Raw genomic sequence first — 24440 nt, 5'->3', positions numbered from 1 at the left:
AAAGGTAGCTGCGATGCCGTCGCTTGTCAATCATTTGCCTGCTTTCTGCGGCTCCGCAGCCAGAATTTCATAAGGCCGCATCATCTCGTTGTCCTCGTGCTCCAGCAGATGGCAATGCCACACGTAGCGCCCTGCATATCCCTTGAACGGCACGATAATTCGCGTCAGCGTCCCCGGATCGGCACGCACCGTGTCCTTCCATCCGGCCTCTGATCCTTTCGCCGGTTCAACGCTCCCCATGAACGACACGGTTCTGTTATCGAAAAATGCATTCGTATCAATTCTCTGCCGGTCGAGAATCTGAAATCGCACCAGATGAAGGTGAATTGGATGCGTATCCTCCGTCAGATTTACGAACTCCCAGATCTCGGTCGTATCAATTACAGGCTTCTCCGTCACCGGCATATGCCACGGAGTATTGTTCAGCATCATGTCCATCGACTGATCGGCGAGATTCAGATGCTCATCCAGCGTCAGCAGCCGCGTCTTCACTGCGGTTGTCTCTTTGATACGTTCGACCGCACGCAACTTCATCGGCAGCGCACTCGTATCAGCCCCGCCTTGAGCAGCCACACGAAACTGCATCACCTGCAGCGAGTCACTCACAAGCTGCATCCGCTTGCCTGCACATTTGCTGAAGTCCACCACCACATCGGCCCGCTCTGCGGGAGCAAGCTGCAATCGCCGCAAAGTCAAAGGACTCTCCAGCAGGCCTTGATCGGATCCAATCATATGAAACTCATGCCCATTGTCAAATGACAGCCGATAAAACCGCGCATTCGATCCATTCAAAATTCGCAGCCGATACTTTCGCGGCTCCACTTCCAGATAAGGCATCGCCTTGCCATTCACCAGCACCACATTGCCAAACACCTCCGGCACCCAGGGCTTGCCCGGTATGGCCGACACTGGATATTCAAGCTGCCCATCCTTGCGCAGAAAGCGGTCGTAGATTACCAGCGGCACCTCATACTTGCCGCTCGGAAGATTCAGAGCGTCCTCCACCGCATCACGAATCAAGAACATCCCCTGCAAACCCGCATAGACGTTCAGTCGATTAATCCCCATCGCATGATCGTGATAAAACAGTGTCGCCGCGTCCTGCTGGTTCGGATAAAAGTTGACCGCGGACTTCCCCGGAACATACCAGTCCTCGGGATAGCCATCGCTATCAGGAGGCGTTCTGCCGCCATGCAGATGAACCACGCTCCGCACCTCGGGGACGCTCTTCTCCGCTCCAGGAAGCGTGTAGTCAATCGGCAAAAAATGCTTCAGCGGAAGCTCATTGGCCCACTCCACCAAAAGCGGTTCTCCGCTGCGAGTTTCAAATACAGGCCCCGGCGAGCTGTCATTAAAGCCCCACACCCGCGTTGCAGGCAGATCGCGATGCACCTTCACATGCATCTCGCGCATGGCGATCTTGTAATAAGGAATCTGCTCGCTCGGATGCTCCGGGTTCACCCGCGTCCCCATGCTCTTCGCAATCGGCTGCAACGGAAGCGCATCCACAAACGGCGTCAACTCCCCTGGTCCCAGCACCGCGTTGCTCATTGCAGTGTCTCTGTGAGCCATCGCGGAGACTGGCTCGGTCAGCAGCAGGCCGCTTGCAAAAACGCCGGCGTGCTCCAGAAACTTCCTGCGAGTAATCGTCACTGCTTCACCACAACTCCCGTAGAGTCGTTCAAAATATATTGCCGCGCATCAGGATGCTTGAAATCAAACATCCCTGTTATCGGCCCGGCAATGGCATCGAACGAACCACCGCCCACGCGCTCGCCACCCAGCCAGTTGTCTTCAATAAAGCGAAGCACCGAAGTCTGGTCCGTCAAAGTATGGTCTACGTAGTTCTTCTTCGCATAAGGAGACACGACCAGCAGAGGCAGCCGCGGTCCATACCCGCATCGTCCCTGAGCATGAGCCGTACGTGGCCCCGGCAACGCAGTTGCGCCATCGCCGCACTCTCCCGGCCCGGTCAGCGCATCGGCCCGTGTCGTCGACTGATTCACAATCGGCCCCATCTGATGGTCATACCAGCCATCCGAGTCGTCATACGCCAGAATCACGGCTGTACTCTTCCACTCCGGCTGTTGCTCCAGAAAGTTGATGACCTTCACCACAAACGCCTGCTCATCCAGCGGATCGGAGTAGCCCGCATGTCCATCCTGATAAGCGGGAGCCTTCAAAAAACTCACCGCCGGAAAGTTTCCCGCCTTCACCGCATCGAAGAAATCGTCGGTGTCGTACTGATGATTCGCCGCATCGCCATCATGCCCAATCATCTGCACCGATACAGGCCGCACATGCTTCAGATTTGCCGTCTCCTTGTAGTACTGAAAGGGCTGATGGTGAGGGCTATAGTCATGGTCCGTCACCTTCACCACCTGCGAGTACGTACTGCGCTGGCATCCCGTCGTTCCATTGGGATTCGTCTTCGTCAGATCGAAGCCGCCCTCAAACCATCCCCACGTCACTCCTTTTTTCGAGAGCATCTGTCCAATGTTGTTCCCGCTAAACTGCAGCAATGCCCCCGACGTCGTCGAGCAGATATCCCCAAGCGGATCGCCATCGCCGATCATCGTAAAGGTCCCGTCGCCGCCTTCAATGACTGTATTCCCGGCATTCACCTTATCGGTGATGCCATTCGTCTGGCCTGAAATCAGGCTGATCGCTCCCGGCGTCGAGGGTCCGAAGACAGTGTTGAACGAGTTGTCATTCAGGGCATAGCGTTGCGCATAGTTCCACATTGCTGTCACCGTATTGCCGTCGAAGTAGCCCATCACCAGGCCCTTCGTCTGGTGGGCATACTGCTCCCCTCCAGCGACGCCTTCGCTGCCTAACCGCTCCCTCACCTTCGGCGACCCCAGAATGCCTGTGTACCTCGGAAACGAATCCATCAACCCGGAATGGAAGGCACGTTGTTCGGCGGTATAGTCATGGTTCTCGTCTGCCGTGGCCGCTTGCGCGCGCGACAGTCGAAATGGCTGGGTCGCATCCTTTCCGTTCACTTTTGTATTGAAGAAGTTCGGATTATGCTCCAGCAGCGTCTCCGTCAACCCATTCACCGTCGGCGTATCTGGCTTCGCATGAAACGCCGGCTCGCCTGCTGGATTCAATGCCAGGGGATAGGTTCCAAAATAATGATCGAACGAAATGTTTTCGCCAAAGATCACAACTACATGTTTGATCGGCGTGGCCGTAGCTCTGGCATCGTTGTGACGTATCTGCGCGACACCATGGCCTATCCATCCAAGCGCCAGCAGTGCGCCCGCAAAAGAGGCAGTCAAAGTCTTCATTCATCCCCCGGGGGTTGCCCTACCAGTCTTTCAGATACCGCATGAATTTGTCTTCACAGCATCCCGTATCCGACCACACCACAGCATTTCCTTTGACCAACCAGGCCGTCTCATCTACCCTTGCATCGCACGCATTCATCTCAGGAGGATTCACCCGCATGCTGAAATTCCTACGCTCCCCCATCACACTCGCTCTGGCGCTCCTCTTGTCTGCTCCGGTAATGGCAACTGCCCAAAAGTCCTCCAAGGCCACGGCGAAGTCCGCGTCCACCAGCACCGCCACCACCGGAGACAAACTCGACATCAACACCGCCACTCCGGACCAGCTGAAAGCCTTTCCGGGCATCGGCGATGCCTACGCCAAGCGCATCATCGACGGTCGTCCCTATACCGCCAAAAACCAGCTCACAAGCCGAGGCATTCTTCCGCCGGCGACCTACAACAAGATCAAGGATCAGATCATCGCCAGCAAACCCAAGAAATAGCCCAACCATTTCTCTTGCGACCCCCAGCGCCAGCTAGCATTCAGCCCACAAACAAAAAGGCCGCAGAGTCATCTCTCTGCGGCCTTTTGTTTGTGAGGTCTTCCAATCCCAGTACAACAGTGGCTTATTTTTAGTACCGGTACTGCTCCGCCTTGTAAGGACCATCCGGAGAAACCCCAAGATACTCCGCCTGCTTCGGCGAAAGCGTCGTCAGCTTCACGCCAATCTTTTCCAGATGCAGACGCGCCACTTCCTCGTCCAGCTTCTTCGGCAGAATGTAGACGCCCGGCTTGTACGTGTCCTTATTCTTCCAAAGATCGAGCGCAGCCAGCGTCTGGTTCGAGAAGCTGTTGCTCATCACAAAGCTCGGATGACCCGTCGCGCAGCCCAGGTTCACTAGCCGTCCCTCAGCCAGTACAAAGATGCTGTTGCCGTCGGGGAACGTGTACTTGTCCACCTGAGGCTTGATGTTCAGCTTGGTCACGCCCTTCGCGCTGTTCAACTGGTCCATCTGGATCTCGTTGTCGAAGTGGCCGATGTTGCAGACAATCGCCTGGTCCTTCATCTGCTGCATATGCTCGAAGGTGATGATGTCGAGATTGCCCGTGCAGGTCACATAGATGTCGCCGCGACCCAGCGTCTCTTCAAGCGTCGTGACCTCATAGCCTTCCATCGCCGCCTGCAGCGCATTGATCGGATCGATCTCCGTCACAATCACGCGTGCGCCCAGCCCACGCAGCGAAGCAGCAGAGCCTTTGCCCACATCGCCATAGCCGCATATCACGGCCGTCTTGCCCGCAACCATCACGTCGGTCGCGCGCTTGATGCCATCCACCAGCGACTCGCGGCAACCATAGAGGTTGTCGAACTTGCTCTTGGTGACAGAATCATTCACGTTGATGGCAGGCACCAGCAGCTTGCCCTGCTCCATCATCTTGTACAGCCGGTGAACACCGGTCGTCGTCTCTTCGGCAACGCCGCGCCACTCCTTCGCCAACTTCTGGAAGTAGGTCGCATCCTCGGCATGGATCTTCTTCAGCAGGTCCTTGATGACACCCTCTTCCTGATTTCCGGAAGGAGTATTGACCCAGCCATCGCCCTTCTCCAACTCCACGCCCTTGTGGATCAGCAGGGTCACATCGCCGCCGTCGTCGATCACGATCTGCGGGCCCAGTCCACCCTTATGCCGCAGCGCCTGATCGGTACACCACCAGTATTCTTCGAGGCTCTCGCCCTTCCACGCAAACACCGGAACGCCTGCCGCAGCAATCGCCGCCGCCGCATGGTCCTGCGTCGAGAAGATATTGCAGCTCGCCCAACGAACATCCGCGCCGAGAGCCACCATCGTCTCAATCAGCACAGCCGTCTGGATGGTCATATGCAGCGATCCGGTCACGCGAACGCCTGCCAGCGGCTTGCTTGCGGCGTACTTGTTGCGAATCGACATCAAGCCCGGCATCTCCTGCTCGGCGATATCGATCTCTTTACGCCCAAACTCTGCCAGTGAAATGTCGGCTACCTTGTACTCGGAAGCCACACCTGTCTTATCAACAATTGCTGTCGCCATCGTTACCTCATCTCGATTCGAATTTCATCCGCAAACCTATCTAGAATACCAGTCCTGGCCCCATTTCCCTGAAAGCGGAGGCAAACAATGGACCGTACATCGCTCTATTCGGCTATGTCGAAATATCGCTACGGTGTCGTCTCAAGCACATCCAGCACAGGCACTCCGCAGTCCGCGCTCGTAGGCATCGCCACTACTCCAAATCTTGAGATCATCTTCGATACCGTAGCATCGTCCAGAAAATACCCAAACCTCATCGAGCGCCCGCGCTGCTCCTTCGTCGTCGGATGGGGCGCAGAGCAAACCGTGCAGTTCGAAGGCATTGCCAGTCTGCCAACAGGCTTAGATCTCAAGCGCTATCAGGACACGTACTTTGCAGTCTGGCCAGAATGCCGTACACACATTAGCTGGCCCGGCATCGCCTACTTCGTCGTTCGTCCTGCGTGGATCAGGTTCAGCGACTACGATCAAAAGCCGCCACTTATAGAAGAGATGACCTTCTAGATTTTCTAGTGAGGGTGTCTAATCGCTTCTGCATCCAGCAATTTTTTCTTCCGCTCCACGCCCCAGCGATACCCCGACAGGCTCCCATCGCTCTTTATCGCCCGATGACAAGGCACCACTACCGCCACTGGATTCGATCCAATCGCCATCCCGACTGCTCGCGCCGCCGTAGGCCGGCCAAGATCCTTTGCGATGCTCCCATAGCTCCGCGTCTCGCCACGTGGAATTGCCTGTAGCGCCTTCCATACTCGTTGCTGAAACGCCGTTGCCCTCACATCCAGAGGAAATGTAGCCGCCAGCGGATGCTCTCCCATCTGGCTCAGCACAAACGCCACGCCATCAGCCAACCACCCTGTATTCCCCTTGGCCTGCACCAGTTGCGCCTTGTTAAATCTCTCCCGCAGCTCCGCCACCAGCTCGACATCGTCCTTGCCAAACGCGATCGAGCAGACGCCCACATCGGTCGCCGCCACCAGCATCCGCCCCAGCGGACTCGCCGCAGTACAGTACCGGATGACCAGCCCCGCTCCACCCGCGCGCATCACCCGGGGAGTCATCCCCAGGGAAGCCTCGCTCTTCTCATATAGCCTGCTGCTCGACCCAAACCCGGCCTCATAGATCGCGTCCGTAATCCGCGTCTTCGGCTGCCGAACCTTGTCCTTGAACTTCGCCAGCCGCTGCTCCTTCGCATACTGCCCCGGACTGACCCCCAGCACACGCTTGAACCCGCGCAGAATCGTCAGCCGCCCCACACCCGTGGCCTTCGCTACGTCTGCAAGCTTGGTCCGCTCCTCCGCATGTTCCTTCAGATACTCAGTAACCGCAACGATGGCCCCCGCCTGGGGATCATCTTTTGGAGCCGTCCGCTCCGGCTCACACCGCATGCAAGGCCTGTATCCAGCAGCCTCGGCTGCAGCCTGGGTAGGGAAGAAGGCAACCTGCTTCCGCGTAGGCCTGCGGCTCGGGCAACTAGGCTTGCAGTAAATCTTCGTCGACTTCACCGCATAGAAAAACTGCCCGTCCGCGCTGGCATCCCGCTCCAGCACCTGCTGCCACTGTCTGCCCGCAAACAAACTCGGAACCGCACTCACTCTGGAATTTCCTTTAGCCATCGTCATTCCAGTATCTTCCTCCACTGCCACCCCGCGCCACACTCCGTTTCGTTCATTCAAACTCGGATGGCCAAAAAAGAAGAGGCAAGCCCTCAGGCCCGCCTCTTCTCCCATCAATATAAAAGATTTACTTGGCAGCCAGCACCTGGCTCGCCTGCTCCTTCAGAGTGGCAGCCTTGTCGGTTGCCTCCCAGGTAAAGCCCTCGCCCTTGCGTCCGAAGTGCCCATAAGCTGCGGTCGCCTTATAGATTGGCCGCCGCAGATTCAGGCTCTCGATGATCCCCTTCGGAGTCAGTGAGAAGTTCTTCCGCACCAGCGCTTCGAGTTGGGCCTCATCCACCTTGCCCGTGCCAAACGTCTCAACCAGTACGCTAACCGGTTCGGGAACGCCAATCGCGTAGGCAAGCTGCACCTCGCAACGATCGGCCAACTCAGCGGCAACAATATTCTTTGCCACATACCGCGCCATGTAGGCCGCCGAACGGTCAACCTTCGTCGCATCCTTGCCGCTGAAAGCTCCGCCGCCATGCCGGCCCATGCCGCCATAGGTGTCGACGATGATCTTGCGGCCCGTCAAACCGGTATCGCCCATCGGTCCACCGACCACGAACCGGCCAGTCGGATTGATGTGGTACTTCGTGTCCTGATCCAGCAACTCCGCCGGAATAACGGCCTGAATCACGTGCTTCAGGATATCCGCGCGCAGCTCGTCGTTGCCGACGTTTTCCGCGTGCTGTGTCGAAATAACGACCGCATCCACACGCACGGGCTTGTTGTTCGAGTCATACTCGACCGTTACCTGGCTCTTGCCATCGGGCCGAAGATAAGCCATGAGCCCGGACTTGCGAACTTCACTCAGCTTCTGCGCCAGCTTGTGTGCCAGCGAGATCGGCGCCGGCATCAACTCGGGGGTCTCGTTCGTCGCATAACCGAACATCATGCCCTGATCACCCGCTCCGCCCGTATCGACACCCATGGCGATATCGCCCGACTGCTTGTTGATCGTCGAGATCACCGAACAGGTATTCGAATCGAACCCATAAAGCGCATTGTCATATCCGATCGCCGCGACGGTTCCACGAACGATGCCCTGAAAGTCCACATAGGCCTTCGTCGTGATCTCACCGGCAACCACCACCAGGCCGGTGCAGGTCAGCGTTTCGCAAGCTACGCGGCTGTATGGATCCTGCTCCAGGCAGGCATCGAGGATGGCATCGGAGATCTGGTCGGCAATCTTGTCGGGATGCCCTTCGGTCACAGACTCACTGGTAAACAGAAACTTATCGCGTGTCGCCAAAATAACTCCTTTTAGGTGCCAGAACAGACACTTAGCCTGATCAGTTTGCAATCCTCTTATTTTACCCGTCGTTTACGTGCGGCGGCAAAGCCCCGCATTGGCCCGCACCCATCGCTGATTCAATGGCAATATCCTGCATCGAACAGAAAGACGTGTACATGTCGTAGTCTCATTCAAATATTGTCACTTCTTTCGCCGAAGGCGGAAGACCCTGCTTCTTCTCGCCCGGGTAGACCTGATTGCTGGATTACTTGGAAGCAGCTAGAGCAGTCGCCCACGCAGGACGAACTTCCACACACACCACGCCACAGCCAGCAGAGAAGCCGCCATCATCGCTACGCCCATCCATCGTAGCTTCGTCCCAGAATCATCGCCGACCCTGTTTCGGCGCACATTCTCGGCGAACTCGGACCAGTCCTCAACCTCGGTCTCCTGGGCGCCGCTCTCCCGTAAACTTGCCTCGAAACGGTTCAGCCACCAGGCCTCTTCGAGCCCCAGCGCCGCGATATAGCTGCGCACGATGCCTTTGCGAAAGACTCCGCCGGGCAGGTCACCGTACTCTCCCGCCTCGAGCGCACGCAGATGCCGCGGCGAGACCTTCGTCTCCTCGCAGATCGCTTCAATCGAGATCTTTCGCTGCTCCCGCGCCCATCGCAGCTCGTCGCAGAATCTTTCCATTCGCTCCGCTCAGCCGTCAGCTTTACCGGAACATGCACTTGTTTGCGACATCATCCCGGTTGCTGGAAGAATAGACCTGTATCCGTACCAAGTCAAAGCGGTTCCACCAACTGGTAACCCTTTGACTCCAACGTCGTTGCGCGTGCCTGTTATAACGAATAAGATCATATTTCCTATTCCCCGTTGCAAATTTTAAGAGCGATAAGGAGGATATTTGTGGCTTTCCGCCTCCCAAATTTATCGAGGATTCCCCGCAACCCGATCATTATCGGAGTTTTATCCTTGATGACGCTGCTCCTGGCGCAGGGCGGCGACGTGGAAATGGTAAGCCTGATAGTTATCTTCCTAGTTTGCGCTGTATTTTCTTACAACCTTCTCGGGGGTGCGTACACAGCGTCAGGGTTCCTCGTCGCAGTGATTGCCATGCAAGAAATCGGAGTTCCTGTCCTAGGGAAAATTTTGTTCTGGCAACCAGTACAGAGCAACCTGTTGGTTCCCTATAAATTGCTGACAGTAGATACGCTCGGTATGGTTGGGGTTCTTGCGGCTGCCTATATCTCGACGAAATTCCCGTTAGGCAAATTCGTTTCGAGGTATCTCGCAAGAAGCACTGTAGATCTCAAACTCGTTGCTTACGGTGCGTTCGTCACTAACGTTGTTGTTACGGTCCTCATAGAGATTTATTATCCTGGTTTGTCCGAGGACCAAAAAACAACAACAACTATTCTTCTTACGGCGGCCCAACACCTTTCCGGGGTCTTACTGATCCTCGGTGCAATGCTCGGCATATATTCAAACATCAAGAGGACAAATGGGAAAAAGAGTCTGGATTTATTGAACTTTCTAATCCTTCTTTATTCCTTCGTTCTCGGAGTTGCAAGTTTCTCAAAAGTCGGGTTGATGACACCCGTCTTTGTATGGCTATTGCCAGCGCTGATATTGAAATTTCGATTCAAGGCGGTACATTTTATTGTTTTGGCATTAACGATCGGCTTCATCCAAACCATCGGCATGCCAATAGCCCAAGTAGGTAGATCGGATGTAAATAGAGGAACGCTTCAACAGACATTGACAACATGGTTTGCTAATCCGACCTATTTTCTCCAGATGGTTGAAGTTTACAATCAAAACAAACTAGAGGAGGAAAAAAGGGACAACAGCGGCAACTATTACGGTGAACGTCATTTGCCCTATATCTTGGAGCGTTACTCTCTGTTATCACCCGACGATCTACTCATTGCTGCTACTGATCAGAACGGAAGGGAGTCTCTTCCGGTATTTCACACTGTAAAATGTCAGTTATTCTCGTTTCTTCTTCCTGGACAATGCGAGCTGGTTGCTTCGCCAAATCAAGAAGGAAGATTTGCTGGGATAATTCCTGAAAGCGACGTGACTACCGGAATATCGTTTAGTGACTGGGCCGATGCTTATCACCGCTATGGTTGGCCCGGCATAGCAGTTGCGATACCTTGTGTTTTTCTGGTGCTGTTTCTTGTTCTTAACGCCGCAGGAAGTGTCCAAGATTCTCCTTGGCCGATGATCTATATGTACCTTTGCAGTGGCGGTCAAGGGTCTACGGAAGAAGGTATCTTCGCGCTCTTGGCTGTCGTCACTTATTGGACCCCGAGGCTCTTGGTTGTATATTGGGTTGCAACCCAAGTGATACCTTGGGCCGGAGTCATGTTTGGAATGAAAAAGAACAGCCGAGCAGCTCTCGTGACGAAAGCGTAGTTTTCTGATCGATACCTGATGAGCCTTCAAGATCAACGGAGGGTGGCAATGCGTTTTTATATGCTCATATCTATTCTCTCGATTCTTCTTCAAGGAGGTCTTGAAATCGGATTAAGTCAGACGGTGGAAAGTTTCCAACATCTAAGTGCTCCTAACAAAAATGATGGAATCGCCAATGCAATCAATTTCGCCTGTGCTGGAGTTGGCTGCAGGGTCATCGTCGACACAAACTACACTCTTTCCGAATTTCCAGGCTATTTCTCTGGGAACTTAGATTCAAGTTACATCGGCCTAGGGACAAGGAATCCACCAGGAACCCAGATATTCGATTACCGTGCCGGGAGAAGCGGTCATATATTCAATGACCCCTACTTACAAAATCCTTTCGGAGCGGAATTTTTGGGAGAATATACTACGGACATTCGTACGAAACAAGGCGTTCCATCTCCGTCTAGGCCAGCCGGATACCTCACACGATCTATACTTCAGGAAAACCTTGGGGACGGTAGCAACGATGCAATGCTTGGCAAGACTACAGCAACTGCTCTCGGCGTCTTTCAGTACAATTATGAACAGGGCCAACATATAACACAGCAGGTGATAAATTACACGCACGGGATTGGAGATACCCTAGCAGAAACTTTGCGTTCCCAAAGCAACGGTGGTTACCGAAATGCTTTCGACGAGGGTACACATCTCCACGATACTTATGCACTGCAAGATGCTAATGTCTACGAGGGCAATTGCGCGGTTAGTTGTGTTCCAGGATCGCGAGCTATAGGTGTCGATCCAACGAACGCCCCAGGGACACAGGGTAATGGACGGATTCTCTATGATACGGATCCGGTTGACGCTCTTTCTTTTCCCGTATCGTCGATCACGGATGCCCAAACTGGCAGCGCTCTTCAAATGATTAATAGTGATTTCTCCTCGGAGTTCACAAGAATCACTCCTGATCGGCAGACATTTCCGATTAGCCATTCAACTGTACTAACCTCCAGCGTTGAGCCGACGACCTTTAATGCAGCTAGCAGGTACGACTTATCTGTGAAAGACACGTCTCGCTTCTCAACCGGGCTCGCTTGTCTGGCAGATGAGAAGCACAGTGCCTACTCTACGTTCGAATGGATTGATATTAAATCAATCACAAATTCTCGACATTTGATTGCTACTTTGAAATATGCTCATCCCTCCAATTCTGTTCTTACGCAAGGGGGGTGGTGCGGACGTGTTTTTTCGATGGATATTGACACTTACAGGGCTAAAGTTCCAAAGCCTTTGCGTAGAATATTTCCGGTTATGGGCTCTTTGGATGGTTCGACCCTATGGGTATTCAGTGGAGCGTCGCTGCAAAATGCGATGGCGACCTCATTCCTCAATTTGTCGTTGACGCCAGCATCGCTTGTCCGAGCGTCGAATCAGGTAACCCTCGATCTTCCGAACAATGCCCCGTTGGATTTCGATCCAATTGGGCTTACGGTAAAAATTGCTAAGGCCTCTGATCCGTCCTTCGATGGGGTGTTTACCGTCATTGGTGCGGAAACAACGGGGCCGGGAAGATGGACGAAGCTCAAATGGAATCAATTGGGCTCTAATTCTGTTGCCGAGAGAGAAACTGCTAATCTGCAAACGAATAACAATAAAGCAAACATTTACTATGGCGCGGAAGTATACAGTGTGCAAGGTTCATCCAAGGACACTACGGATAATCATTTTGAGCTTAGCCCGAATACTGTTCCATTCGCCCTAGGGCTTTCGCTCGAGGAAGCGGAATGGATGCAGCAACGAGTCTCGGAAGGGTTCAATTTCCAAACAGTCTACTTCCCGGATGTTATTGATAACGATCCGGTATTTGGCTATTCCGTTTCCGGAGTGATGAATGACGACCGTGTTGGGTACAGCATCAACAATGCAACGCCTGAATGGGAATATGCAGGACATGGCGGAAGTTTTAGACCTCCGAAGTCGTTTCTCTATAACAGTGGCCTCTGGAGTTCATGGATGGCTGCACGCTATGCACCGGAAAAAGCTGTAATTGAGTTGCCGTGCAAGTTATCCGGCTGCAAAGGGAAGGATGCGGCGATTGGTCTGGTGCTGACTCCCAATAACGGCCCGAATGTTCAGTATGACCCCGATAGCTCGACATGGTCGTGGTGGGTTGCAGGTGAATCCATACCTGTTTTTGAAATTTGCTGTGGCGCCGGAAATGCTAAAGATTCTCACATACTTTCGAATTACCCAATTCAGGCAAAAGCAGGCGTGAATTTCGGAACTGACCACAACGGATCGAAAACGACCACAGGCGATCTCCGGTACGACAGGGCAAGTGCGCACTTTGTCGGCTTCAACGGAAAGCTGGAGCAGTTGGCTTACGTCTCTGATCTTCCAGCGCGGTCCGATGCCATCACCGCCGACATTGGGGGTTCCCTTATTCCTGCTCAGGGATGTCAGGATATGAAGGTGCAAGTGAAAAAAGCAACGACATCCACGATAGCTGTGGTATCCCCTGCAGGCTCATTGTCCGCTGGCTGGTCATCGCTGGATTGGGGGTCAACATATGTATACCCCAATGGAACCGTAAATGTTCATGTATGCAATCCGACCAGTGCTTCCATCACTCCATCCGTCATGAAGTTTAATCTGCGGGTTCTTCCCGAATAAGGTCCTAAACGGTGTCCGGAGTATTCCCCGCCGCCTGCCTCCGGTTCGCTCGCCACAAAACCCCGGTCAATAAAGATACTTCGCGCTCCTGCTCCCATACACTGTTAATTGTATGAATAAACTGGTTGTCGGTAATCTCGTCCATCGCCCGCTGCGCTCGATCATCAGCGCCTTCGCCATTGCCATGGAAGTCATCATGATTCTCTCCATTGCCGCCATTATGCTCGGTCAGCTTAACGGCCAGCGGATCAGTCAGAGCGGCATCGGCATGGACATGATTGTGCATCCCGGAGCAGCCACCAACCTGATCGGTATGTCCGGCGCCGCCGCTTCCATCCAGGTAACCGATGTTCTCCGTCGCCTTCCTCACGTCGAGGTCGCTGCTCCAGTCAACATTCAGTTAACTGCCGGCAAGACCCTCGAAAACATCTACGGCATCGACTACGCCAGCTATAACGCTCTTCGTCCCTTCGTCTTCGTCTCCGGAACCCCCTTTCAGCATCCCGACGACATTATCATCGACGATCTTGAAGCCGCTAAGGGCCTCAAGGTCGGCGACACGATGGACGTGCTGCACCATCCTTTTCACATCTCGGGCATCGTTCAGCACGGAAAGGGTGGACGCAAGTTCATCCCCATCACGACCATGAATGAGATTGGTGGAACTCCCGGCAAAGCCAGCATGTTTTATCTCCGCACCGAGAATCCCCCGCAGTTTCAGGATGCTGTCCGCAGCGAGGTTCTCTCCACACCGGGCATGCAGGAGTACAACATCGAGACCCTACAGGAGCTGCTCGCCAATCTCTCCCCCGAAAAGCTTCCCGGCTTCAATATCGGCCTTCGCGTTGTCATCGGCATCGCGGTGCTTATCGGTTTTCTCGTCATCTTTCAGTCCATGTACACCGCAGTCATGGAGCGGACCCGCGAGATCGGCATCCTCAAGTCGCTCGGCGCTTCCCGCCTTTACATCATCACGGTAGTCCTCCGCGAGACCGCGCTGCTTGCCATCTCCGGGATCATCCTCGGAGTCGCAGTCACCTTTCTAATGCGTACGGCCTTCCGTTATAAATTCCCGACTTTGGCCTTCGCCGTCACCCCCCAATGGGTCTTTACAGCAGTCCTCATCGCCTTTTCGGGTGCCATGCTCGGGGCCTTTTATCCTGCTATCAAAGCCGCGCGCAAAGATCCCATCGATGCTCTCTCCTATGAATAGAAGTCTTACTGTAAGCACTTTGGATTCCTGGACTTATTTCAAACGGGGGTGGTTGCTTGAACAATAGGGTTTACAAATTTGTTCTACCGCTTCTGGGACTTTGGCTCGTTGGCTGGATTGTTTTGTCCTGGGCGGCTATTCAGGATGACGCTCTCATTCACCTGCGTTACGCCGACAACCTCTTCCGCACTCACTTGATCACCTACGATGGTGTTCACCCGAGTTATGGAGCCTCCAGTCTTCTCTACGTGCACCTGCTTGCATTTCTTCGCGGTTTCATTACGTCGCCCAATCTTCCTCGTGGCGTCTCCAGTTTCATGCATCTGTTGCTTTTTCTGGGCACTGCCTTCATCCTCTTGAAGTTCATCCCTCGTGAGTCCGCTCGAGCCCGCCTTCTAAGTGTCGCTTTGCTTTGCATCCTTGTGATGCCCTCCGCCGTCCGATGGCTCGACGATGGTATGGAGACCGGTTTTGCGCTCTGTTTCGTGGCGCTCCTCTGCGTATTTGCCTTTCGACAAACTCGCTGTAAAGCCCCTACAGCGCTCCAATATCTTTCGTTCACTGTATTGGCATTCTTCATGGTGCTCCTCCGCACCGAACTTTCCTTCCTATGCGGTATCGTCTTTTTGATCCTTGCCTGGAAGCAGATATTCAGCGGCAGTAAACCTTCGTCGCGGTGGTGGAGCGCCATACTTCACTCCAGCCATGTACTGTTGGGCAGTCTTCTCGCGTTGGCGTTTATCGTCTGGAGGATGCACGCTCTTCTGCCAGATACCGCCCTCGCCAAGTCCAGCGGAATCCCCACATGGCAAGCCTTTTCGACCGCAGCAACGGTCCTTGGAGGAGCGCTCACCTTTGGTGTAGGCCTCCTGCTGTTGTGGCTGCTTACGCTCATTCTGTTGTTCCGCGCGGGGACCCTCTCCATCCCCACGCTCTTCGCGAATATCGTCTTTCCCGCTGTCCTTGCACTGTCTGCGTTGCGCGGTCAGGAGATTCAGGGGGCCAGATACCTTGTGTGGGCTTACTTTTTCTCCACGCTCTGGAATCTTCTTGAACTGGGTTCGATTGATTCAGATCGTCCACCGGTCAACCAGTCCTACCCTCTTATCTACGGTTTCTTTGTCGTTCTTCTTCTCATGCTGCCGATCGAGTGCAAAGTCATGTATCGCGTCCTGTCCACGAGGGTGAGAACCATGAAAGAGTTCCAGGGCCAGCACCTTGACGTCCTTCAGGGCAAGCAGGGAATTGCCTCGGACGTCGGCTATATCGGCTACTTTTCGAAGGCAAACATCTGTGACATGGCCGGCCTGGTCAATGGAAGGGCTGCGGCCCGCTTGAATAAAGATGAACGATTGGCAGCCTGCGTCGCCACTCGTCCTGACTTTATCTTCGGGAATGTCAGCCAACTGAAGACGATCTCCAATTTCATGCCGATCGAAAGCTGGCAGGTCTGCACTCACTATGATTTCGGCAACGTGCGAACCCCCGACACCCATTACCTGCTTTTGCCTGAGGCCACTGCTGCCGAGACGTGTAAAGCGATCGCCGGCTCCTCCACGTTTCCACTCGCCTCGCTATTCACGCAACCCTAGGCAATAGTGGTAGTCGGAAGGAAGATCGGGCTGCTCAGGCAGCCTCGATTGGATGATCGATCGCGCCTGCAAAGGCGAGCCGGAAACCTCTAGCCAATAGGCACTTCAATCTCCTGCAATCATGTCGCTTGGTGAGTGACGGCGGTTGCGAATCCTGGCCATAAGCTTGCCAGGCCACTTTGGATCCATACATGGTCTCTCAATTAGAACGAAGTAGAACGTGCAAAAAATATAGATGCAGATGCCAAGCAGGAAAACTTGACTTGAAAAACTGAGCATGAGACTCGATGGAATAATAATTTTCTTCGTGAACTTGAAGACGCAGTCAATTACCAGCATATGCATGAGATAGAACGAGTAGCACATGCCGCCGGTCAGCGCGATCCATTTCGTCTGGAAAATACCGCGCGAGACCGGACCGTTGAATGCTGCGAGATACGCGATAAAGATCAATACTGGGAAAAGAAAAGCGAAGAAGTTCGACTTCTCAAGTCCAAAGATGGCCGGCCAAACCAGCAGACTTGCTAAGTCCCACCGTCGGCTTTGCCATGATTTCGTCTGGGTCGCTCGAACATCCGCAATGAGGAAACCTACGAGGAAGAATTGAAGCTGTCCCGGAAAATTCCACGCAATCAGTGACTGTCCACCATGCACTTGGATGAGAATGCTGGCCACGATGAGGCAAATCATGATGCCGCGACGAAGTACAGGTCTGGAGATAGCGTAGAGATATCCGAGCAGCGGAGCGACAATATAAAACTGGACTTCTACTTCAAGACTCCAGGTAACGAAGTTGAGAGAGCCGTAGTTGAAAATAAAATTATGTAAATAAAAAACCTGGGCGAAGAAGTGTGGCAACAGAGAGAGAAATTGATGCTTGAAAAGGCTGACTGCGAATAGGTAGAGCAGGAGCGACAGGATGTAGGGAGGTTCAAGCCGGGTTAACCTCCGTTTGAAGTAACCCTTAATCGACACAGCCTTGGCATGCTCAAGATGCTGGCGAAGAAAAGGCTGCGCCAGGATGAATCCGCTAATCACAAAGAAAAGCGAAACGCCGCGGTCTCCGCGATCAACTAACTTGAAAAAGTCGTAATGATATTGGGAGATAAAATCGTGACCGCTTCGTGTATAAACTTCGCCGAACATATGCACAAGCAGCGTCGCCACGATTGCAATAAAGCGCAGACCGTCGATCTCTGGTATCCAGTTTCCACTTGTTGTAATTCGTCGAAGTTGCATACATGTCCTAGGTGTCTATTTTGCGTCCATTTAGTCAGACCGCCGTCTTTTGGTGAGCAAAGGCTCTTGCACTTAGAGGAGATTTATTTCTAAGATTTCCTGCATTCTAGTGCATCACAATAGATGCCCCACCTCTACCTGCTCTATTATCGCCAATCCTTGACGCAGACTAAGGGACTCAGTAGCCTTTTATTCTCATCGCAGCGGTCTTCTGCCTCTACGCATCGATTGTCCCCAACGCTTCTGAAACAGACAGGTAGCCTTCAAATGAATACCACTATCTTGCTTCAGTTTGCTGTAGCGATCCTCTGGTGCGTCGGTCTCTTCGCCGCCATCTCCGGCTACGGCGGCCTTCTTCTGCGACTCTTCGGTGTGCGCCGCCCCGCAATCGCCCTTGCAGCCGTCTCCGGCTTCAGCGTGGTCATTCTCCTCGGAGGAATCCTCAACCTGCTGCACGCCATCACGGTCCCCGTGCTCGTCGGGTTCAGCATTATCGGAATCCTTGCACTTCTCCTGCTTCGTCTCGCCGACAAGCCGACAGCAAAGCGCGAATCCTACTCACATGCAAACACCCATCTGAAGCTCAAGCTGCTGCTCTTGTTCTTCGCGATTGTCTTCGCCCTCCGTCTAGCGGCTACCGTTCATACCGCGTACTACCAGCAGGAGGACGACTACAACTTCTATCTCGCCGCCCCTGAAAAGATGCTTCAGTTGCACGAGTACGCCCCCGACCCCTTCAGCGAGCGCCGCATCATGGCCAGCGTCGGCGGCAACTACTTTCTGCAAACCCTGGTCCTCACCGAACTCCCCCTCGAAGACGTGCAGATGGCCGACCGCGCCCTCGGCCTTCTCCTGCTCGCCGTAGTCGCCTTCGGCCTGGCCGACGAGTTCGATCTCACTCCGCTCCAGCAGGCAGCTCTTGCCGTCTTCGTCCTCATCACCCCGCAACTTCAGTTCAATCTGACCTTCGTCCTTCTTCCCAGCGCGCTCTTCTTCGGTCTGGTCTACCTCGCGTCCAATCGAAGTTCGCTCGCGGACCACCCGAACCTGCAAGCGCTCTTGTTGGGCATGACCACCGCTGCCATCGCCTCCACCAAATCCACCTATCTCCCCCACGGAGTGCTCTTCGTCCTCTGCATCGCCATCCTTGTCCTCAGCCGCCGTGGTCTCGCCGCAGGCCTGCGCACCCTCCTCATCGGAGCCGCAGGCTGCCTGCTCGTCCTCGCTCCCTGGATGATCGCCCAGCACGCCACCTCAGGGACTTATTTCTATCCTTTACTCGGCAAGGGCTTCCACTACAGCAGCTACGGTCTCTATCCGCCGCCATCCGGCTTCAACCCGAAGATCATTCTCCACAAGGTCCTGCCGTTTAATCTCCCGCTGCTCGTCATTCTTCTTCTTGAATGGTTCTGGGGAGAAGACGACGAACAGACCCGCGCCATCGTGGCCCTCACCGCAGCCACGCTGGTAGCCTCGATATTCGTCGGCATCGCTACCGGCGGAGACTCCGTCCGCCGCTACAACTATCCCGCGATCGTCCCGTCAATTCTTCTTCTCTTCGTAGTCTTCAGCCGCCGCGTCAACCATCTTCCCCAGGCGCAAAAATGGCGTCTCCTGCAAGCCTGCTCTGCCGTGCTCGCCGTTGCCACCGCCTTCTATATCGGGATGAACTCGTGGACGCACGAATATCGCCGGACCGCAGAAAACCTGCACGCCACCTTCTCCAGCTATTCCATTGCGCCCGTCGCCCTGCATTTGCAGTACGCCGCCATGGAGAGCGCCATCCCCACCGACGCTGCCGCCATTGTCACCGTCGACGACACCTTCCTGCTCGACTACCGCACTCACCACCTCGATATCGCCGACTTTCCCGGAGCCGCCAGCCTCCCCCCAGGTTGGCCCGGCCGCTCTGACGGAGAGGCTCTGGCCCGCTATCTTCTCTCGCACAATATCCGCTATCTGGCTCATTCCTATAGCGAGGACGACGCCGAGCAGTCCCACCTCATCTCCGTCATGCAAGACAAAAGCATCACCCAGTGGATTCGCAGTGAAGACGAGATCACCCTCGATAGCCACCGCCAATACAGCGAACTGGCCCGCACCCGCCGCCATCTCTATGACGACGGCTCCATCTACGTCCTCGACCTTGCCACCCCAGCCGCGCCAGCCAGCTAAGCATTTCCATTGACGAATCCCCGGCCATTAGGCTAATCTTGAATCTCGCGCAGTCTCGCGTCCGTGCGTCTATGTAGGTCTATCTCCATAGGTAAGCCGGTCGAAAGAGATACGTGGTGGACTCATTTGGGGTAGCCAATCAATAAGGCCGCTCTATAAGCACCCACTTCCCAGGCTTGATCTTTCAAGGCTTTGTGCGCTGTCCCACGCGGAATGATCCCTTTTGCGTTCGAGGATGCTCTCTCGTCGTCCCGGGTCTTTCGTGCTGTAACCAGTTTTATCTGTTGTGAGAAACACATTCGATCCACCTTTCTTCATGCACCACGCCGAACACTGAAGACGGCAGAACCAGGGAGTAAATAGAGCAATGTCCACTACCATCCCCAGCGGCAAAGACATCAAGCGCAAGTGGTTTGTCATCGACGCCAGCGGCAAGACCCTCGGCCGTCTTTCCACGCAAGCCGCAAGCATCCTCGCAGGCAAGCTCAATCCGCTGTACACCCCATATATTGATATGGGCGATCACGTCATCGTCATCAATGCCGAAAAGATCGTCCTCACGGGCCTCAAGTCGAACACCAAGCTCTATCGCCGCTACACCGGCTTCCCCGGCGGTCTGCGTGAAGAGTCCTTCGTCAAGCTGCTAGCCCGCCGTCCCGAGGCAATCGTCGAGCAGTCGATCAAGGGCATGCTTCCCAAGTCCAAGATGGGCCGGCAGATGGCCACCAAGCTCAAGGTCTACAAGGGCAGCCAGCATCCGCATCTCGCCCAGCAGCCTGTAGCGATGGAGTTTCACGCCTCCAACGCCCCCAAGGCCTAGTCTTTAGACGGGTTGGTTTTGTTTTGAAAGGGCACGGCTTTTAGCCGCGCCGCACGAAACACAAAGATTTCGGGGCTTTCGCCCCTGAGGCAAGTTCAAGGAGCACCATGGCAGATCTGATCCAATACTACGGAACCGGCCGTCGCAAATCTTCGATTGCGCGCGTCTTCCTGCGTCCCGGCAGCGGCAACTTCACCGTCAACAAGAAGGATGTTGACGTCTACTTCGTCACCGCCCAGCAGCGCGCCGCAGCTCGCCGCTCGCTCGGTATCGCCGACATCGGTGAGACCTTCGACGTCATCACCACCGTCAAGGGTGGCGGCGTCATGGGACAGGCCGACGCTGTCAAGCTCGGCATCGCCCGCGCCCTCATGGTCTTCAACCCTGAGCTGCGTAAGGCGCTCAAGGCAGAAGGCCTCGTTACCCGCGATTCGCGTGGTAAAGAGCGCAAGAAGTACGGACAGAAGGGCGCACGCGCTCGCTTCCAGTTCTCGAAGCGATAAAAAGAGCCTTTCAGCAAAGTGTTTTGCAGTTGCAGTTGCTTTTGTTCTTGAAGTGTTAAGGGCACGGCTTCAGCCGTGCCGCTATCTCACCTCGGCGGCGCGGCTTTAGCCGCCGAGGTACAGTTTTCGATTCGACCTCGATGCTCTCGTGGTCCGGATCAAAGAAGCAACCGGCGAAAATGTATCGCCGTCAGCAGCACCCTTCCGGTTCACCGGAAGGTCAGGAGTCAAATCTCCCGTACGCGGGATCAATCCAGGCACCGGAGCAATTCGGTCCGGCTGTCTAAACCAAGGAGCCTCTATGGCCAGTATCACTATGAAGGAACTGCTCGAAGCTGGTGTTCACTTCGGACATCAGACCAAGCGCTGGAACCCCAAGATGAAGGAATACATCTTCGGCGAGCGCAACGGCATTTACATCATCGACCTGCAGAAGACGCTGAAGATGTTCAAGGAAGCGTCCAAGTTCGTCACCGACCTCACCGCCACCGGCAAGCTCGTCCTCTTCGTCGGCACCAAGCGCCAGGCGCAGGACGCCATCGCCGAAGAGGCCACCCGCGCAGGCATGCCTTACATCAACAGCCGCTGGCTGGGCGGTCTGCTCACCAACTGGGTCACCGTGCAGAAGTCGGTCAAGCGCCTCCAGGAACTGGACGACATGTCCACCGACGGCCGCTACGAGCTGCTCACCAAGAAGGAAGTCATCAAGCTCGAGCGCGAGCGCAAGCACCTCTCGACCAACCTCTCCGGTATCAAGAGCATGAAGCGCCTTCCCGACGCCATCTTCGTCGTTGACTCCAACAACGAAGCCATCGCCGTCGCCGAAGCCCGCAAGCTCGGCATCCCGGTCGTCGCCGTCGTCGACACCAACTGCGACCCCACGGTTGTTGATTACGTCATCCCCGGCAACGACGACGCCCTCCGCGCCATCCGCCTCTTCACCACGAAGATCGCAGACTCGGCCTATGAAGGCGTCCAGATGGTCTCCGAGCGTGCCTTCGCCACCGAAGTCGCCGACGTTCAGCAGGCCGAAGTTTCGCCTGAGCACGTAGGCGAAGAGGGCGAAGTTCTCGAGTCGCAGTCTTCCCTCATCGCCGACCCGGTCGACGAGGACGAGAATGTCGATCTCGAAGCTGTCCTCGGTGGTGGCATCCGCAAGGCACCCTCAGCGGCAACCATCGACGAGCCCGAGTCCATTGCTGCCGAGACCGGCGCCTAAGCAACCCCTTGCGTTACGAGCGCGCATTCGTCAGCTTGTAACAGCGTTTTATTACCTTGATTGGGGGCGCGGGCTGAAGCCTGCGCCCCTTTTCGCAGAAACCGCACTTAAGGAAACCTGAATGTCTACGGAAACCGCAGTAAAGATCGACGCAAAACTCGTCAAAGAACTCCGCGAAAAGTCCGGCGCCCCGATGGGCGACTGCCTCAAGGCCCTCCAGGAAGCCAAGGGCGATATGGATGCCGCCTTCGTCGTCCTGCGCAAGCGCGGCATGGCTTCGGCCGCCAAGAAGGCCTCCCGCTCCACCAATGAGGGCGCGGTCGGAACCTACATTCACGCTGGCGGCAAGATCGGCGTTCTGGTGGAACTCAACTGCGAGTCCGACTTCGTCGCCCGCACCACTGATTTCCAGGAGCTGCTCCGCGACGTCGCCATGCACATCGCCGCGACCGATCCCCGCTATGTTCGCCGCGAGGACGTCACCGACGAAGACATCGCCCGCGAGAAGGACGTCTACCGCGCCCAGGCCGCCGCGTCCGGCAAGCCCGCGAACATCGTCGAGAAGATGCTCGAAGGCAAGATGAGCAAGTTCTACGAGGAGGTCTGCCTGCTCGACCAGCCCTTCATCAAGGAGCAGACCCAGACCATCGCGCAGCTCATCGCCGGCAAGGTAGCCAAGCTCGGCGAAAACATCAGCGTCCGCCGCTTCGCCCGCTTCAAGGTAGGCGATCCCAACTGGACCGTAGCCACCACCGCCCAGGCCACCACCGAAGAAGCACAGGCCTAAGCCTCAACTCCAAAGCAGCAAAGAAAGCCCGGACACCAGTCCGGGCTTTTTCGTGCCAATCTCCCGAAAAAACAGGTTCTTTCCTCTAAATCCAACATCTCATCCCTAACGGGAGAAACCACATGCACATCGTCCTCTTCGGAGCCACCGGCCACTCTGGCAGCCGCATCCTCACCGAACTCCTCAGCCGCGGACACCAAGTCACCGCGATCACCCGCGACCCCGCAAAGCTCTCCCCTCAGCCCAACCTCACCATCAAGCAGGGAGACGCAGACTCCGTCGCCGCCATCGCCGCTAACATCAAGGGAGCCGACGCCGTCGTCAGCGCGTACGCCCCTCCGGCGGACAACACCGACCAGATCCTTCCCGTTACTCAATACTTCATCGAAGCAATCAAGCAAGTCGGCACCTCCGGCAAAGCCCCGCGCTTCCTCTATGTCGGCGGAGCAGCCAGCCTCGAAGTCGCTCCCGGCGTCACCCTGCTCGACAGCGGCCATCTCCCCGCCGCGTGGCAAGCCATCGCCAAGTCCCACAGCGACGCCCTCGCCCTCATCAAAAAGTCCGATATCAACTGGACCTCCTTCAGTCCTGCAGCCTTCTTCGAACCCGGCCAGCGCACCGGCAAATTCCGCCTCGGCAAAGACCAGCTCATCACTGACGCGCAGGGCAACAGTAAAATCTCCATGGAGGACTACGCCATCGCGCTCGTGGACGAACTCGAAAAGCCTCAGCACGAGCGCCAGCGTTTCACCATCGGCTACTGATCGCAAAGTCAAGCCGAAAGCCCAACCCCTCCGCCATGCGATACTTGAACCTGACATGTACAAGCGAGTCCTCCTCAAGCTCTCCGGAGAAGCCCTTGCCGCGGGCAGCGGCTTCGGCATCGACGCCATCTTCATCCACAAAGTAGCCGAAGAGATCGCAGCCGTTCACGCTCTCGGCTGCCAGATCGGCATCGTCGTCGGCGGAGGCAACTTCTTCCGCGGCGTAGCCCAGCAGGCCATCGACATGGACCGCGTAGCCGCCGATCACATGGGCATGCTCTCCACCGTCATTAACTCCATCGCGATGCAGGACGCCATCGAAAAGCGCGGCCTCACCTGCCGCGTCATGTCCGCCATCGAGATGCACCAGGTCGCCGAGCCCTACATCCGTCGCCGCGCTATGCGCCACCTCGAAAAGGGCCGCATCGTCATCTTCGCCGCCGGCACCGGCAACCCCTTTTTCTCCACCGACACCGCCGCCAGCCTCCGCGCCATGGAGATCAAGGCCGACATCCTGCTCAAGGCCACCTCCGTCGACGGCATCTACACCGCCGACCCCAAAACCAACCCCGAAGCCACCAAGTTCGAGCAGATCACCTACAACGACATCCTCCGCCTCAACCTCCGCGTCATGGACACCACCGCTGTTTCTCTCTGCAAAGACAACAATATGCCCATGATGGTGTTCAGCATGAAGAAGCCGGGAAACATCGTCCGCGTCGTCGGCGGCGAAAAGCTGGGCTCGCTAGTCACCGCCTGAGCAAGCGTTCGCAGAGATAATCCGGCTGAAAATGCCGGAA

The 24440-nt window shown here is 55.5% G+C and carries 20 protein-coding genes; 13 read left to right on the top strand and 7 right to left on the bottom strand.

Features of this window, described 5'->3' with window-relative positions; all coding sequences use genetic code 11:
- Window positions 1-30: 30 nt before the first annotated feature.
- Both P4G45_RS13620 and P4G45_RS13615 read right to left on the bottom strand, forming a co-directional pair.
- Window positions 31-1653 (bottom strand): multicopper oxidase, encoded by a 1623-nt coding sequence (locus P4G45_RS13620; protein WP_348267025.1) that lies wholly within the window; start codon window positions 1651-1653, stop codon window positions 31-33.
- On the bottom strand, window positions 1650-3293 hold the full coding sequence (locus P4G45_RS13615) for an alkaline phosphatase family protein (RefSeq protein WP_348267024.1): 1644 nt from the start codon (window positions 3291-3293) through the stop codon (window positions 1650-1652). The genes P4G45_RS13620 and P4G45_RS13615 overlap by 4 nt, the downstream gene beginning before the upstream one ends.
- Before the next feature lie 158 nt (window positions 3294-3451).
- On the opposite strand from P4G45_RS13615, the gene P4G45_RS13610 reads away from it, so the two are divergent.
- Window positions 3452-3778 (top strand): helix-hairpin-helix domain-containing protein, encoded by a 327-nt coding sequence (locus tag P4G45_RS13610; RefSeq protein WP_348267023.1) that lies wholly within the window; start codon window positions 3452-3454, stop codon window positions 3776-3778.
- A gap of 130 nt (window positions 3779-3908) precedes the next feature.
- On the opposite strand, the gene ahcY is transcribed toward P4G45_RS13610, so the two are convergent.
- Window positions 3909-5345 (bottom strand): adenosylhomocysteinase, encoded by a 1437-nt coding sequence (gene ahcY / locus P4G45_RS13605; protein WP_348267022.1) that lies wholly within the window; start codon window positions 5343-5345, stop codon window positions 3909-3911.
- 87 nt (window positions 5346-5432) lie between these two features.
- Between ahcY and P4G45_RS13600 the strand changes: the two genes are divergently transcribed.
- Window positions 5433-5849, top strand: coding sequence for a pyridoxamine 5'-phosphate oxidase family protein (locus P4G45_RS13600; protein WP_348267021.1), 417 nt, complete (start codon window positions 5433-5435; stop codon window positions 5847-5849).
- 5 nt (window positions 5850-5854) lie between these two features.
- Here the strand turns inward: P4G45_RS13600 and P4G45_RS13595 are convergent, their stop codons facing one another.
- The 3 genes from P4G45_RS13595 to P4G45_RS13585 form a co-directional block, all read right to left on the bottom strand.
- Window positions 5855-6967: a methylated-DNA--[protein]-cysteine S-methyltransferase gene (locus P4G45_RS13595; protein ID WP_348267020.1), complete on the bottom strand. Its 1113-nt coding sequence runs from the start codon at window positions 6965-6967 to the stop codon at window positions 5855-5857.
- A gap of 121 nt (window positions 6968-7088) precedes the next feature.
- Complete coding sequence (gene metK, locus P4G45_RS13590) at window positions 7089-8258, bottom strand: methionine adenosyltransferase (protein ID WP_348267019.1); 1170 nt, start codon at window positions 8256-8258, stop codon at window positions 7089-7091.
- 261 nt (window positions 8259-8519) lie between these two features.
- The gene (locus P4G45_RS13585) at window positions 8520-8936 is read right to left on the bottom strand and encodes a helix-turn-helix domain-containing protein (protein WP_348267018.1); all 417 of its coding nucleotides are present in this window, start codon (window positions 8934-8936) and stop codon (window positions 8520-8522) included.
- 216 nt (window positions 8937-9152) lie between these two features.
- Here P4G45_RS13585 and P4G45_RS13580 point away from each other — a divergent pair, with 216 nt between their 5' ends.
- The 4 genes from P4G45_RS13580 to P4G45_RS13565 all read left to right on the top strand — a co-directional run bounded on the left by P4G45_RS13580 (window position 9153) and on the right by P4G45_RS13565 (window position 16133).
- Window positions 9153-10667, top strand: a complete 1515-nt coding sequence (locus tag P4G45_RS13580) for a hypothetical protein (protein WP_348267017.1) — start codon at window positions 9153-9155, stop codon at window positions 10665-10667.
- A 48-nt stretch (window positions 10668-10715) separates the two neighbouring features.
- Window positions 10716-13328 (top strand): hypothetical protein, encoded by a 2613-nt coding sequence (locus tag P4G45_RS13575; RefSeq protein ID WP_348267016.1) that lies wholly within the window; start codon window positions 10716-10718, stop codon window positions 13326-13328.
- Window positions 13329-13440: 112 nt separating this feature from the next.
- Entirely contained in the window at window positions 13441-14541 is a 1101-nt protein-coding gene (locus P4G45_RS13570; RefSeq protein WP_348267015.1) for an FtsX-like permease family protein, read from the top strand.
- Window positions 14542-14597: 56 nt separating this feature from the next.
- The gene (locus P4G45_RS13565) at window positions 14598-16133 is read left to right on the top strand and encodes a hypothetical protein (RefSeq protein ID WP_348267014.1); all 1536 of its coding nucleotides are present in this window, start codon (window positions 14598-14600) and stop codon (window positions 16131-16133) included.
- A gap of 105 nt (window positions 16134-16238) precedes the next feature.
- Here P4G45_RS13565 and P4G45_RS13560 read toward each other — a convergent pair whose 3' ends face one another.
- Entirely contained in the window at window positions 16239-17372 is a 1134-nt protein-coding gene (locus tag P4G45_RS13560) for an acyltransferase (RefSeq protein WP_348267013.1), read from the bottom strand.
- A gap of 267 nt (window positions 17373-17639) precedes the next feature.
- Here P4G45_RS13560 and P4G45_RS13555 point away from each other — a divergent pair, with 267 nt between their 5' ends.
- The 7 genes from P4G45_RS13555 (at window position 17640) to pyrH (ending at window position 24400) form a co-directional block, all read left to right on the top strand.
- On the top strand, window positions 17640-19547 hold the full coding sequence (locus P4G45_RS13555) for a hypothetical protein (protein ID WP_348267012.1): 1908 nt from the start codon (window positions 17640-17642) through the stop codon (window positions 19545-19547).
- A 367-nt stretch (window positions 19548-19914) separates the two neighbouring features.
- Window positions 19915-20367: a 50S ribosomal protein L13 gene (gene rplM / locus P4G45_RS13550; protein ID WP_348267011.1), complete on the top strand. Its 453-nt coding sequence runs from the start codon at window positions 19915-19917 to the stop codon at window positions 20365-20367.
- Window positions 20368-20474: 107 nt separating this feature from the next.
- Window positions 20475-20870: a 30S ribosomal protein S9 gene (gene rpsI, locus P4G45_RS13545; RefSeq protein ID WP_158910131.1), complete on the top strand. Its 396-nt coding sequence runs from the start codon at window positions 20475-20477 to the stop codon at window positions 20868-20870.
- A gap of 301 nt (window positions 20871-21171) precedes the next feature.
- Complete coding sequence (rpsB, locus tag P4G45_RS13540; RefSeq protein ID WP_348267010.1) at window positions 21172-22089, top strand: 30S ribosomal protein S2; 918 nt, start codon at window positions 21172-21174, stop codon at window positions 22087-22089.
- A gap of 121 nt (window positions 22090-22210) precedes the next feature.
- On the top strand, window positions 22211-22876 hold the full coding sequence (gene tsf / locus P4G45_RS13535) for a translation elongation factor Ts (protein ID WP_348267009.1): 666 nt from the start codon (window positions 22211-22213) through the stop codon (window positions 22874-22876).
- 122 nt (window positions 22877-22998) lie between these two features.
- Window positions 22999-23640 (top strand): NAD(P)-dependent oxidoreductase, encoded by a 642-nt coding sequence (locus P4G45_RS13530; protein WP_348267008.1) that lies wholly within the window; start codon window positions 22999-23001, stop codon window positions 23638-23640.
- 55 nt (window positions 23641-23695) lie between these two features.
- On the top strand, window positions 23696-24400 hold the full coding sequence (gene pyrH / locus P4G45_RS13525; protein ID WP_348267007.1) for a UMP kinase: 705 nt from the start codon (window positions 23696-23698) through the stop codon (window positions 24398-24400).
- Window positions 24401-24440: the final 40 nt, after the last annotated feature.

Source organism: Edaphobacter paludis, assembly GCF_039993895.1.
GTDB lineage: Bacteria > Acidobacteriota > Terriglobia > Terriglobales > Acidobacteriaceae > Edaphobacter > Edaphobacter paludis.
This window is presented reverse-complemented; position numbering and strand designations above follow the sequence as displayed.